We start from the raw sequence: 12,694 nt of genomic DNA, 5'->3' as shown, positions 1-12,694 counted from the left end.
AAATCCTCGAAGAAGATTTAGGCATAGATGTATATTTCTGTGACCCACATTCGCCATGGCAGAAAGGCACATGCGAAAATATGAATGGTTTAATTAGGCAATATTTACCTAAAGGGATTGATTTAAACCAGGCAGATCAGCATTATTTAAATCAAGTTGCCATGTCACTGAATACTCGCCCTAGAAAAGCGTTAGATTGGCTTACACCATTAGAGAAATTTGCTCAGCTTGTTGATTATCATAAGGCTTTTGAAACTGTCGCACCTCATGTTTGAATTCGCCCCTTTTCCTACTTCTATATATTTTTCTACTTTGGCAGGAGAAAGCGTATTTAACTGAGTTAAAAATGGATATACCTTAATTTTATCACCAATTTTGACTTGAAAATCATCTAAAGCTATTACCTGCTCTTTTAGCCAAAACCAACCCAAGAAACGATATTTAAGCCAATTAAAACTAAAAGGGATTATATTCCATTTATACCCAATGAAAATCTTATCTATACCACAAGGTAATTTACCAACATTCTTTATATCTAAATAAAGAGCCACTGCTGTTATATGAGCTTGATGCCCATTAAAAACATTTCCTGTTTCAAAAGTACAAGTAAAAGTTGGACCTTCAATAGTAGTAATTTTAAATTTAGGTTTATTATTAAAATATTTTACAACTATACTAACAACTGTCACTGCCATACCAAATAAAAATATTAGTAAAGCTAAGACACCTTGATTAGCATTTAAATAATCTGGATCTATTAACCTTTCCATTCACATCGCTCAAATAGAATTTAATTCTTCTTTTCGTAAAAAATAAGGGCTGATCAATCAGCCCTTATTTTAAACTACTTTTTAATCAACTTAATATTAAGTCAACTGAGCAGCAGCAATTTTCTTCGTATCAACGTCTTTAGCAGCGTTAGTATATTCGCTCATCTTGTCGAAGCTTAAGTATTGATAGATGTCAGCTGACATGCTGTCAATTTGAGCTGCGTACTGTTGGTATTCTTCTGGAGAAGGTAATTTACCCAATACAGCAGCAACAGAAGCAAGTTCAGCAGAAGCCAAGTAAACGTTAGCACCTTGACCTAAACGGTTCGGGAAGTTACGAGTAGAAGTCGATACACAAGTCGTGTTCGGAGCTACACGTGCCTGGTTACCCATACATAATGAACAACCTGGCATTTCAGTACGCGCGCCAGCTTTACCATAAATATTATAGAAACCTTCTTCCATCAACTGATGTTCGTCCATACGCGTTGGCGGAGCAATCCACAAACGAGTTGACAATGCACCACCTGGAACTTTCTCTAACAATTTACCAGTCGCACGGAAGTGACCAATGTTTGTCATACAAGAACCAACGAATACTTCGTCAATTTTCACGCCTTGAACGTCAGAAAGAAGTTTTGCATCATCTGGATCGTTCGGGCAGCAAAGAACAGGTTCTTTAATGTCAGCTAGATCGATTTCATACACTTTCGTGTATTCAGCATCCGCATCCGCTTTAAGCAGTGATGGATTCGCTAACCATTTTTCCATGTTCTCAACACGACGAGCCATTGTACGCGCATCGCCATAACCTTCAGAAATCATCCACTTAAGCATAGTGATGTTTGAACGAAGGTATTCAGCAACTTTCTCTTCAGAAAGCGTGATCGAACAACCAGCAGCTGAACGTTCAGCAGAAGCATCAGACAATTCGAATGCTTGCTCAACAGTCAGGTCAGTTTCCATTTCTGTCAAATCGATCTCAAGGATACGACCAGAGAAGATGTTTTTCTTACCTTTCTTCTCTACAGTTAAGTCACCCGCTTGAATTGCGTAGTAAGGAATTGCATGTACCAGGTCACGTAGTGTGATACCAGGCTGCATTTTACCTTTGAACTTCACAAGTACAGATTCAGGCATATCAAGTGGCATAACACCAGTTGCTGCAGCAAAAGCTACTAGACCAGAACCCGCCGGGAACGAAATACCGATTGGGAAACGAGTATGCGAGTCACCACCAGTACCCACAGTATCCGGAAGAAGCATACGGTTTAACCAAGAGTGGATAATACCATCACCTGGACGTAAAGACACACCACCACGGTTCATGATGAAATCAGGAAGCGAGTGTTGCATTTGAACGTCAACTGGCTTTGGATACGCAGCGGTATGACAGAAAGACTGCATAACAAGGTCAGCAGAGAAACCTAGGCAAGCCAAGTCTTTCAATTCGTCACGCGTCATTGGACCAGTGGTATCTTGCGAACCAACAGTGGTCATCTTAGGTTCACAGTAAGTACCTGGAAGTACGCCTTGACCTTCAGGAAGACCACAAGCGCGACCAACCATTTTCTGTGCTTGAGTGAAGCCTTTGCCAGTTGCAGCAGGTTGAACCGGAGTACGGAACAACGTAGATACTGGAAGACCTAAAGCTTCACGTGCTTTAGTGGTCAAACCACGACCAACGATCAGGTTAATACGACCGCCCGCACGAACTTCGTCTAGAAGTACAGGTGTTTTAAGATCAGCTTCAGCAATTACAGCACCGTCTTTAGATGCAGAAACTTTCGCAGCAGCATGATCGATTTTAAGAACGATTTCATCGCCCATGTTCATGTTGCCAACATCGATCTCGATCGGTAATGCACCCGCATCTTCCATCGTGTTGAAGAAAATTGGCGCAATTTTAGAACCTAGGCAGTAACCACCGTCTTTTTTGTTCGGGATATGAGCAATGTCATCACCAAAGAACCAAAGCACAGAGTTGGTTGCAGATTTACGAGATGAACCTGTACCAACAACGTCACCTACGTAAGCAACTTGGTTGCCTTTCGCGATCAATTCTTTGATTTGGTTTAATGGACCAACTTCACCAGGAACTTCCGGGTTGATTCCGTCACGTACGTTTTTCAACATTGCATTTGCGTGCAATGGAATGTCCGGGCGGCTCCAAGCATCTTGTGCAGGTGACAAGTCATCAGTGTTGGTTTCGCCAGTGACTTTGAAAACTGTCAGTTTGATTTCTTCAGGAACGTCTGGACGTGAAGTAAACCATTCAGCATCAGCCCAAGACTGCATAACAGCTTGTGCATTTGCGTTACCCGCTTTTGCTTTATCAGCGACATCGTGGAATGCATCAAATACAAGAAGCGTTTTCTTAAGCGCTTCAGCAGCAAGCTCAGAAAGTTCAGCGTTGTCTAAAAGTTCAACTAAAGGCGCTACGTTATAACCACCAAGCATAGTACCTAGCAAGTAAACCGCACGTTCTTTAGAAATAAGTGGAGAGGTTGCTTCGCCTTTTGCCAATGCAGCCAGGAACGCAGCTTTTACATATGCAGCTTGGTCAACACCTGCTGGTACACGGTTTTCAAGCAAATCTACCAAGTATGCTTCTTCACCAGCTGGCGGGTTAACTAGTAGTTCAACTAATGCAGCGGTTTGGGCATCGTCAAGTGGCTTCGGTGGGACTCCGAGTGCGGCACGTTCTTCAACGTGTTGGCGGTAAGCTTCTAGCACAGTGTTATTCCTCTTTTTTAAAAAATTACTTATGAATTCCTGCTTATTCCAAGCTTCACAAATAATATGGACTCCGAAATTTTACTAAATTTCCAGTTAAAAGTTAATGCAACTCAAGTGTTTCTTTGTGATGCTCGTTATTTTATAACTAAATGATGCTCTTAATGATTATTCAATAATCACTTTTAGATCAGATCTCAAGAAACAAGCCTATGAGCAGGCCCTTTTAACTGAATTTAATGCATAAAAAAGGCAACCATGATGTTGCCTGATTTGAAGTTAAAAAGATACTCCACCTTAGTGTACAGTGGTCGAGTTTAAATATTGCTGATATGAATCCCGGCAGCCTTTGAATTTCACCACGCATTCATCTTCACACATCGTGCTGTGATTATTGCTGGCAAAGGAAATATCCACCTGATACAGCTTTTTTTCTTGTTCTAGCACCTTCTTTAAAAATACTTTGTCGCCTACGCTCAGGACATAGCGACTACCAGCAATAATGACTACACCATGTTCATCTTCTAAGAGCAGATCAGAATGATGTAAATATCTGACGACTTGCATATTGTGTTACTCCTCGGGTAATTGGAGTTAAATTCATTATTCAATATAAAGATAAGTATTTCTATATTTTAGATTTAGAAATTGTCACAAAGTGTACATTTTGCTTAGGCTATTTTTTTATTATTAAGTAGAGGTTTTTTGTCTTTTATTCGGGTTGATAGTTTTTTTTAAAGAGATGCTGCTATGCCCGATTCAGCCATTAAAAAAAACCGTTCCCTAGAACGGTTTGTAATCTGGTAATTCATCATGCGGCGTGGCAATACATTTTTCAGTAAACTCAGCGCGGACTTTTTCACGGGCTGCTTTTACATCTGCCTTAATCTCTTCGGCTGGAAGTGCGTAGACTTCATCAATAATGTTCAGAATAAAACCTTTGGTGGTTTCATCATCGATCTTGAGGGCATGCTCGATTGCTTTCTCTTTCTCAATCGCATTCTGACGATCCAGCATAATGGTCCGCGCGGCATTCCCCACACTTCGACAATAACCTTGCCACTGCTCTTCAGGGGTTAAGGGTTTCTTCTCGGCACAACCGGCCAGAGCCAGCATAAACGATAAAGCCAATAACTTTTTCATGAGTTTCTCCTTCCGAGGGGCAATATAAAAGATCGGGGAAGATTTGTCATTTAAAATGCAAGTATGACTCTAAATTTAAAAAAGCCCAGCAATGGGCTTTTGTTTTTTAAATACTTAACCGCATGAAGCCTGAATAATTTTTTTGCTGGCAGGATCTACGGTTACTGTCACACGCTCTTCACGATAATCCATGGTGACTGCTTGACCCGGCTCGACCATACGTACAATCTGCGCCTGGGTTTTCTGTTTGATTTGCGCTTCAGTCAGGTTGGACTGACCGACCAATGCCGTCGCCTGATCGGCAATACATTTAGGCTGGTTCATATGCAGCAACTCCCACTCTTCTACCACCTGTCCATTCTTTAAATGACAATATCCGACCTGGCCATTACTTTCATTACGTATTTCAAGCTTGCCACCCTGATTGACACAATAAGCGCTCGCAGGATTTGGCATACCTATTTTGGGCGCTTCCGTTTCTGATTGTGGTGTAGTGGTACAGGCGCTTAAAGCAACCGCCAGCAAACCGAACAGCATTGTTTTTTTCATGAGCGTGTATTCTTCTTCAATAATTCTGCACTAATTTAGCATATCTCCATACCTTTTCTAGGCACAAGTCTGTGTACATTGTTAATCAAACACCTTCAATAAAGTTTAAGAATAAAAGTATTGCTAAATTCAGTATTGCTATCTTGCCAACTATTTGATTGCTGAAGCTAGAGATGCGTGGAATCTGTTTAAATTGAAAAGAATACTAATTTAGCGTTCTCAATTAAGTGATTCTTCATTCCATTATCAATACAATGTCATTATATAAAGTTTAAATAACTGCATTTTTAGATTTGTGATCTTTGCCAGATTGATTTACTATTTGATTGAATTTTAAACTTTCTACTGGCATGACAGACGATCTCCAACTCTCCCTCAAGGAATATCTTGCGACAGTTCAGGAAGTGGTCAAACTCACTTTCGATACGCCGGTATGGGTCAAAGCTGAGATTCGCAACCTTAGTATCAAAGCAGGTCATTATTATCTGGAACTGGCAGAAAAAGAGGCTGATAGCGATCAGGTCATTGCCAGTTGCCGAGCCACCATCTGGAAATTTAGCGCCCAGAAAATTGTCACTCAATTTGAACGTGAAAGCGGGATTGAATTAAGTCGTGATCTCAAAGTTCTGATTAAAGTCAAAGCCAATTTTGATCCACAATATGGTTTTTCTTTAAATATCGTCGAGATTGACTCGGGTTATACCTTGGGTGATATTGCCCGGCGTTATCAGCAGATTATTGACAGGCTAAGCGCTGAAGGGCTGATTCAGCGTAATAGAAACCTGCCCAGCCCTTTTGATTTGAGCCGAATTTTAGTGATTGCTCCCGAAAACGCAGCAGGTCTCGGAGATTTCAGAAAAGATGCCGATGCACTACATCGTGCGCAAGTTTGCGAGTTTATCTATCACACTGCGACTTTTCAGGGAAATTCTGCCCCGCAAAGCATTATGCAGAGTCTGGCACAAGCTCTGAAACAATGGGCGAAAACCTATGACACTGCGCCAGATTTAATCGTCATTATTCGGGGTGGCGGAGCAGTCAATGATCTGGCTTATTTAAATGATTATGATCTGGCTGCCCTGCTCTGTAAACGCTCGGTTCCGATTTGGGTGGGCATCGGACATGAAAAAGACCACACCATTCTGGATGAGATTGCGCATCGCTCCTTTGATACTCCGAGTAAAGTCATCGCCGGAATTCGCAATCATATAGTCGAACTCACACAAGATGTCTTGAATTATTTACAGCGGATTCAGCGTTTATCTCAACAGCAAATTCAGGCCTACCAAAATCAGAATGATCAATTCTTAAAACTCATTCAAAGTCTGGCCAACAGCCAAATTATGGATGCCCTGCAACGTCTGCAACAGATCAAGGCCAATACCTCCAGTCTGGCTCAGCAACATACCCAACTAATCAATCAGCAGCTAGATGCCCTGATGCGGGAAACGCTATTGCAAAACCCACGACATGTTTTATCGAAAGGTTATGCCATCGTACGTCAGCAAGAACATGTGGTGGGTTCTATCAACCAGATTCAGCCCAGCGATCCGGTTCAGGTAGAACTGCAGGATGGCATTTTTTCAGCACAACTTATACAGGTACTTCCCCATGACTCATGATACTTTAAGCTTCCAGCAAGGCTATGACATCTTGAAAAAGAATGCGGAATTGCTCGAATCTCAGCAAGAACCGGACATTGATAATCTGATGAAAATCGTGGAAGAATCCATGAGCGCCTATAAAGCCTGCAAGGCACGTGTTGAAGCGGTGCAAAGTGCGCTAAATGACACATTTAAAGATTAGTGATTGAGTGCCTCTAGTTGAGTAGCTTAGGCTATTTAAGCATCTTTATGTCATAAAAAACCCTCAAAAAATGAGGGCTTTTTTCAATTTAATTTACGCTATGAATATCCAGTTCCTCATTGCTTGCCAATACGACAGAGGCTAAAATTGGCACCCCCAGAATAAAGGGTACAGCGAAGATCCATAAAACCACAGTCACTTCTGGATCAAAGAAAAATTGAATCGAAAGCGCAGTCAAAATAAGTACAGCGAATAGAATCATTGCAAAACGGATTATAAATTTAGTCGCCATGCGAACATACTCTGATGAGTGAAATTGTACTTTCAATATACACCTAATTTTATTAAGGCTTTATTGATTTTCAATTTATTATGATCTGATTTGATTGATTTTTTATATTTTAGCGCTGATTTATTGCTTCATTCATTTTTCTTAAGGATGTAACAGAAACATAATTTCAGCCATATTTCACAACTTTTTTGCAGCCCATTGCGCTTAAATTCTGATATTCATTGCTTCTACAGGTGTATACCCAAAGCACTGTACTTCATGACAAAGAAAATCACGAACATAAAAAGCCCAATATTGAATTGGGCTTTTGTCTTTACTCTTCAACTTCTATGGGATCACCATCTTCAGGGTGAATATGCCGCGTGCCATCATCTGCAGGATCAACACTTGAACCATCTTTGGTAATCGTGTTGTACAGCTCATCCTCTTTCTTATCATCGATAAACTCTTCATCTTCGAAATCTTGAGGCTCATTGTCATCATCGAAGTTTAACGGCTTTTCTTCATCTATCATGGCGATCCATCACTTTTATAACCCAGAAAATATCATGCTCAAACATTTGATCGTTTCATTCAAGGGTCAAGCATGATCATTTGTGTAACCGGATCTATATTGCGGTGTTCAAGCCAGATACATATCAATAAATAATAGCGTTCTTTGATAAGTCATTTTTTAATCATTATAAATAAAATACCCTCATCCTCTTGCGAAGCAGTGCTTCTCATCCCAGAAGGATGAGGGTATTTTCAGCATCTATTTAAATATGAATAAATTGACCATTTCTTGATCAATTAAAGATATCTAATGAAATCTAGCAATCATTTAAAAATATTTATCTGTCCTTATGATTAGAAACGCCAATTATAGAACAAGTCAATTGCACGTTCTAAGGACTGACTCGCTTCCAAGTAAAGACGCTGATTCACCTGATAACGTAAAGTCAGTTTGTTCACCGGGGTAAACACCCCAACACCATAACGAAGATATAAATCAGGGGTAATATAGCCGGTCACCGACACCTGGGTATCATCCCCTGTTCCTTGTGCATCTAGTGCCAAACCACTCAAGCCAAACGTCCGTCCAATCTGGTTGGTGAGCGCGCGGGTTCCACCCAGGCCCAGACTGATACCTGCTGCGGCAATGGTATTATTCACATCAGATCTGAATCCTTCAGCCTGACTTAAACCGGAGGCACCTTCGTTGATACGACCAGTAATCAAGGCATTTAAAGCTTCCTGCTCTGACAAGCCAGCATCATTATAAATCTGAATATTTGGGCTTGAAGCAGTGCCCGTCACCCGTACCCCGACCGTACTTCCCTGAACCGACTTATTGGCATCAACATCCAGCGTCGGATTGGTCAACTCACCATTAAAACGGGCAATGGCACGATTCAGATCCAGACTCTGACCATAAGCTTCGATTTTCACCCGCTGTGATACCCCGATCGCACCATTGGCACGCATCGCAGTTTCCAGACCCCGCTGTGACAGATTGACCCGGCCCAATAGCGGAATACGGCTATCAAAGCCCTGGAATATCACTTGATTACCCAGAGAAACCGCCACATCAGCCCGAATATCCCAAGGACGGGCCGATTTGAGAATAGCCAGCTGGTCATCACCTTCACGCACCACACGTACATCTGAAGAAAGTCCGACCACAGGTTCTGAGGCTTCAGGCATAGAAATTAGTGCACGTGGCACATCAACCGTACCACTTAGACTCAGCTTTTTATTGAATGGATACATGTCCAAGGTTAAATCGGGCGTAACCACGGCAGTAATTAAAGGTGCCTGACGAATCAGCAGATTTTCACCTTGCAGTTTTAACTGTACTCGCGGATCACCTTTCCAGTCGACTGAACCGGTCAATTTACCCACGCCACGACCACTGTTAAATGCACCATTAATACTGGCAGAATTCTGACGTATCGATGAATACAACTGCACATTGGTCAGATTCACCGGCAAGGAGATCATGCTGATCGAAGCATCTTTGACTCGAACCTCACCTTCCAGCAAAGGATCAGTTAAGGTTCCACTCACTTTTCCGGCATAGGACAAGGTGCCATCCAGATTACGGATGTCCTGAATAAAGGGTTTAAAGACTTTAAGCTGCACCTGATTAAAGGCAATTTCGCCACGCATCGGTTTACTGTCCCGATATGGATCAATAATGACATTGGCATACCCTGTCCCGATATCCGGAGTTTTTACATCCAGTCGAACTTGCAAGCCTTCTGCGACACTTTTTGCCACCAGACCCACTTCATCATATTTTAGGGTAGAACCTAAATAATCCGGGTCTTCCGAAGATAAGCCGACCACACCACTTCGGGTGACCAGACGCGCATCGATTTTTGGTTTAGCACCTTGCGCCCAGGCTGCCTTGGCATAACCGTTCACTTTACCGGTCAATGCCAGCCCTTCAGGCAGGAATGCACTGAAATCATCCAGATCCAGGTTTTGGGTCACAAAGGATACGCTGCCACGGGTTTTATTGACCCGAATCGGTTGATCAAAACACAACTGGCTTTGCTGACTCATCCAGCAATGTGCACCGACAAACAGATCAGACTGGGCCGCATTATAAATCACTGCCGCATTTTGACGCTGTACTAAATGAGCACGCAAAGAGTCAAAATCACCTTTTTGAATCTGACCCAGCCAGTTATTTTGTGCATTAAAGCCACCGGCCAGCTGCACAAAGAATTTTGACAGTTTATTTTCTGCCTGAACTTTAAGGATATGCGCCGCACGAGTACCGGCAAGTGATATTTCCCCGCGTACAATTTCCCGTGAACCGCTACGCAAGCGATCCATTGTGGCAGTTAATAAGGTTGCTGTGGTCTGCGAGGTCGGCAACTGCCCGCGGACACGAATTTTTTGCACACTCATCAGGTTTTTAAAGGCAAAATTATCAATCGAAAGATTTGCCGAAGCCTGCAAACGTGGCTGCGCCTGCATATTGATATAGCCCTGCGCACGACCTCTTAAGCCCGGATATAACTCATACAATGCTGGTGCGTTGACTTTGAGTTGCAGATTCTGCGCATTGCCGGTGGCCTGAATCTGGTTGCTGGCATAAGACAGGAACAGGTTATTGGCTTCAAACTGCTCTGGAACAAAACCACGCTGATTTGAATTAATAATGACTGATAAATTACCTGTGCCTCGTACCGGCTTGTTATTTAACATACCGGCCAGATTCAAACGCTGGATCTGAATGCGTTTTAAGGCATCTGACCAAACCCCTTGGGTTTTTACATTGCCCGACAACTCGCCTTTCAGGTTGGCATTAAAATATTGCGGCTTAAAGCGGATTAATGAAGCGTTAATATCCCAGTCAATACCATTTGCCAGATTCACCAGACCATTGGCATTAATCTTGCCAGCGATACCATCATGACGCAATTCATTGACTCTCAATACTTCTGGTGTACCTGAAACACGCAGTTTCAGGATTCCCTGACTGGCTTGCAACTGACTGGCATTTAAAGCCCCATCATAATTGACTGCATAGCCTCTAAAACCACCGCCGGCTTTTTCATTATGGAATAATAAAGCAATGGTACTGTTACCGGTCAGACGTACTGTTTCGTTCTGTTCTGCCAGGCGCCCAGTCAGGTCTACATTAGACAGTTTAATAATCTGCTGATTGGGTTGTGCATAGCCATTGGCCTTGATCTGGCCATTTAAACGGTCTATCGGTGAAGCCGCAGCCAGACTTCGGGTATTTAAGTCTTTGGCGTTTAATAATGCAGTCCATTTCAACTGGCGTTTTTCTTGTGGCAGTTCAATTCGCGCATGACCGCTTAAGCTACCTGCCTGTGCATTGGCGCTATAATTGAAGCTCGGCACATTTAGAATATTATTTTTCAGATCCAGTTTGGCCTGATACATGCCTGCTGGCAGAAGACCTTGTTCGTGCTGTTCGACTTTGGTTGCCACATGAATATTCTGCTGGCCTTCGACCAGTGCCAGTTTCACATCGCCAGACTGACTGCTGAGCCAGCCGACATAGGGTACGGCGCGGTCGATATTTTGCCAGGCAACATCCAGAAGCATCGGTTGTGCTTTATTGTCTTTAACCGGATTCTGATCCAGTTTGATATTCCAAGTTTCATAACGGTCAAAATCTACCAGCGCCGTCAGATGCAGGCCATTTTCCAGATTGCCTTTTGAGGCAATATTGCCATCCAGGCTAGGTGGTAAAAAGTCTTGTACGACTTGCGGGATACGTTCATGCTTAGGATCAATTCCGTTTAATCGTCCGTTCAGATCCCAGCTGACCCGGTCTTTCCAGCCCACTGTCCCGGCAAGGCTAACCGCACCTTTCATCAGCTGGCCATTCAGATCGGTAATGTTGAGCTGATTGACCAGATCGGTATACATCACCGCGTTATACTGGCCTTGTGGAATATTTTCACCGCTCAGGTCGGTACGGACGTTCAAGTCCAGACGATCGATATCTCCATTGAACTCGGCAATCCCGTCTTTGGTAAACAGTTTCTGCTCAGTCAGAATCGGCCAGTTATAATCCTTAAATTTTAACTCGCCACGCATCGGCACCTGGGGCCGCATTGGATGTACGATGGCCCAACCGGTTAATAAATCGGGTGTATTGGTCGCTACGCCTGCCTGAATCGTATCCAGCGTGCCACGCGCCCGAACCTGAATATCATGAATATTCAAGCTGTCTCTTAAAGAAGGCAGATTGACGATTGCGCGGGCATCCAGTGGATATTTGCCTTCAAACTGCATTTTACCCGTCGCTTCACGCACCGAGAGATAACCCATATCCATGCGGGAATCTTCAAAGTTTAATTCGGTACCAGACCAGAGCGCATCATTTAATTCGATATTATAAAAATCAACTGCCGTGGTTTGGGTTTTAATCACCAAATGATCCAGCAGTAAATGATCGACGCGCAGCACAAAAGGCAAACGGATGGCATTGAACTTGAAAGGTTCGCTGCTAGACGGAGTTTTATTAATAATTTGCAGGTTACGGACATCTGCTTCATTCAGATGAATTTCTTTTTTGATGATCGCCCGCCAGCCCAGTTTTACATCAGCACGATCAATTTTGACATCGACCGGTTTCAGGCTGACCAGCACATTTTTAAGAATAATTCCACGCCATAAATTTCCGCCTTCATATTCATAATGAATAATTTGCTGGCGTTGTAATACCTGATCTAGCAGGAACTTACTGCCCTGATTGGTCGAAAACAGCAGCGCCAGCACAGAGAGCAGGAAAATGAGTGAGAAAAGTACCGACAACAGGATACTTCTCAATATACGGCGCTTTTTCGGCACAACGCTATCTTGTGGTTGTTGTTCTGGCTGTGGTTGGTTCTCGACCATGATGTACCCAAATAACTATTTTTAA

General features: G+C 42.8%; 11 protein-coding genes. 3 read left to right on the top strand and 8 right to left on the bottom strand.

Translation table 11 applies throughout. The features are described 5' to 3' along the window. The coding region (locus FTU82_RS07385; protein WP_180101186.1) for an IS30 family transposase at positions 1-275 on the top strand (275 nt) is incomplete at its 5' end. On the opposite strand, the gene FTU82_RS07380 is transcribed toward FTU82_RS07385, so the two are convergent. The 5 genes from FTU82_RS07380 to FTU82_RS07360 all read right to left on the bottom strand — a co-directional run bounded on the left by FTU82_RS07380 (position 210) and on the right by FTU82_RS07360 (position 5,198). Next, the gene (locus tag FTU82_RS07380; protein ID WP_257221934.1) at positions 210-770 is read right to left on the bottom strand and encodes a hypothetical protein; all 561 of its coding nucleotides are present in this window, start codon (positions 768-770) and stop codon (positions 210-212) included. The two genes, FTU82_RS07385 and FTU82_RS07380, sit on opposite strands and share 66 nt — an antisense overlap. Positions 771-866: 96 nt before the next feature. After that, complete coding sequence (locus FTU82_RS07375; RefSeq protein WP_005097191.1) at positions 867-3,506, bottom strand: bifunctional aconitate hydratase 2/2-methylisocitrate dehydratase; 2,640 nt, start codon at positions 3,504-3,506, stop codon at positions 867-869. A 297-nt stretch (positions 3,507-3,803) separates the two neighbouring features. Further along, on the bottom strand, positions 3,804-4,073 hold the full coding sequence (locus tag FTU82_RS07370; RefSeq protein WP_005097192.1) for a hypothetical protein: 270 nt from the start codon (positions 4,071-4,073) through the stop codon (positions 3,804-3,806). Positions 4,074-4,289: 216 nt separating this feature from the next. Continuing rightward, on the bottom strand, positions 4,290-4,649 hold the full coding sequence (locus tag FTU82_RS07365) for a hypothetical protein (RefSeq protein WP_005097193.1): 360 nt from the start codon (positions 4,647-4,649) through the stop codon (positions 4,290-4,292). Between the two features lie 114 nt (positions 4,650-4,763). After that, on the bottom strand, positions 4,764-5,198 hold the full coding sequence (locus FTU82_RS07360; RefSeq protein WP_005097195.1) for an I78 family peptidase inhibitor: 435 nt from the start codon (positions 5,196-5,198) through the stop codon (positions 4,764-4,766). A 350-nt stretch (positions 5,199-5,548) separates the two neighbouring features. Between FTU82_RS07360 and xseA the strand changes: the two genes are divergently transcribed. Both xseA and xseB read left to right on the top strand, forming a co-directional pair. Continuing rightward, positions 5,549-6,820 carry an exodeoxyribonuclease VII large subunit gene (gene xseA, locus FTU82_RS07355; protein ID WP_180085851.1) on the top strand — a complete coding sequence of 424 codons (1,272 nt, stop codon included), beginning with the start codon at positions 5,549-5,551 and terminating at the stop codon, positions 6,818-6,820. Continuing rightward, positions 6,810-7,004 (top strand): exodeoxyribonuclease VII small subunit, encoded by a 195-nt coding sequence (gene xseB, locus FTU82_RS07350; protein WP_005170556.1) that lies wholly within the window; start codon positions 6,810-6,812, stop codon positions 7,002-7,004. The genes xseA and xseB overlap by 11 nt, the downstream gene beginning before the upstream one ends. Before the next feature lie 88 nt (positions 7,005-7,092). Here xseB and FTU82_RS07345 read toward each other — a convergent pair whose 3' ends face one another. From FTU82_RS07345 to FTU82_RS07335, 3 genes are all read right to left on the bottom strand, one after another. Next, the gene (locus FTU82_RS07345; RefSeq protein ID WP_005097198.1) at positions 7,093-7,296 is read right to left on the bottom strand and encodes a hypothetical protein; all 204 of its coding nucleotides are present in this window, start codon (positions 7,294-7,296) and stop codon (positions 7,093-7,095) included. Between the two features lie 313 nt (positions 7,297-7,609). Continuing rightward, positions 7,610-7,810, bottom strand: a complete 201-nt coding sequence (locus tag FTU82_RS07340; protein WP_005170554.1) for a hypothetical protein — start codon at positions 7,808-7,810, stop codon at positions 7,610-7,612. A 335-nt stretch (positions 7,811-8,145) separates the two neighbouring features. Next, complete coding sequence (locus tag FTU82_RS07335; RefSeq protein WP_180085853.1) at positions 8,146-12,669, bottom strand: translocation/assembly module TamB domain-containing protein; 4,524 nt, start codon at positions 12,667-12,669, stop codon at positions 8,146-8,148. Positions 12,670-12,694: the final 25 nt, after the last annotated feature.

This window comes from Acinetobacter sp. YH12151 (assembly GCF_013418355.1).
Lineage (GTDB): Bacteria > Pseudomonadota > Gammaproteobacteria > Pseudomonadales > Moraxellaceae > Acinetobacter > Acinetobacter pseudolwoffii.
The sequence above is the reverse complement of the archived record's forward strand: the minus strand, read 5'-3'. Positions and strand labels throughout refer to the sequence as shown.

What these genes read in the sequence shown, in the direction of transcription:
- FTU82_RS07380 (WP_257221934.1), bottom strand. Translation starts at nt 770, where the DNA reads ATGGAAAGGTTAATAGATCCAGATTATTTAAATGCTAATCAAGGTGTC.
- FTU82_RS07370 (WP_005097192.1), bottom strand. Translation starts at nt 4,073, where the DNA reads ATGCAAGTCGTCAGATATTTACATCATTCTGATCTGCTCTTAGAAGAT.
- FTU82_RS07365 (WP_005097193.1), bottom strand. Translation starts at nt 4,649, where the DNA reads ATGAAAAAGTTATTGGCTTTATCGTTTATGCTGGCTCTGGCCGGTTGT.
- FTU82_RS07360 (WP_005097195.1), bottom strand. Translation starts at nt 5,198, where the DNA reads ATGAAAAAAACAATGCTGTTCGGTTTGCTGGCGGTTGCTTTAAGCGCC.
- xseA (WP_180085851.1), top strand. Translation starts at nt 5,549, where the DNA reads ATGACAGACGATCTCCAACTCTCCCTCAAGGAATATCTTGCGACAGTT.
- xseB (WP_005170556.1), top strand. Translation starts at nt 6,810, where the DNA reads ATGACTCATGATACTTTAAGCTTCCAGCAAGGCTATGACATCTTGAAA.
- FTU82_RS07345 (WP_005097198.1), bottom strand. Translation starts at nt 7,296, where the DNA reads ATGGCGACTAAATTTATAATCCGTTTTGCAATGATTCTATTCGCTGTA.
- FTU82_RS07340 (WP_005170554.1), bottom strand. Translation starts at nt 7,810, where the DNA reads ATGATAGATGAAGAAAAGCCGTTAAACTTCGATGATGACAATGAGCCT.
- FTU82_RS07335 (WP_180085853.1), bottom strand. Translation starts at nt 12,669, where the DNA reads ATGGTCGAGAACCAACCACAGCCAGAACAACAACCACAAGATAGCGTT.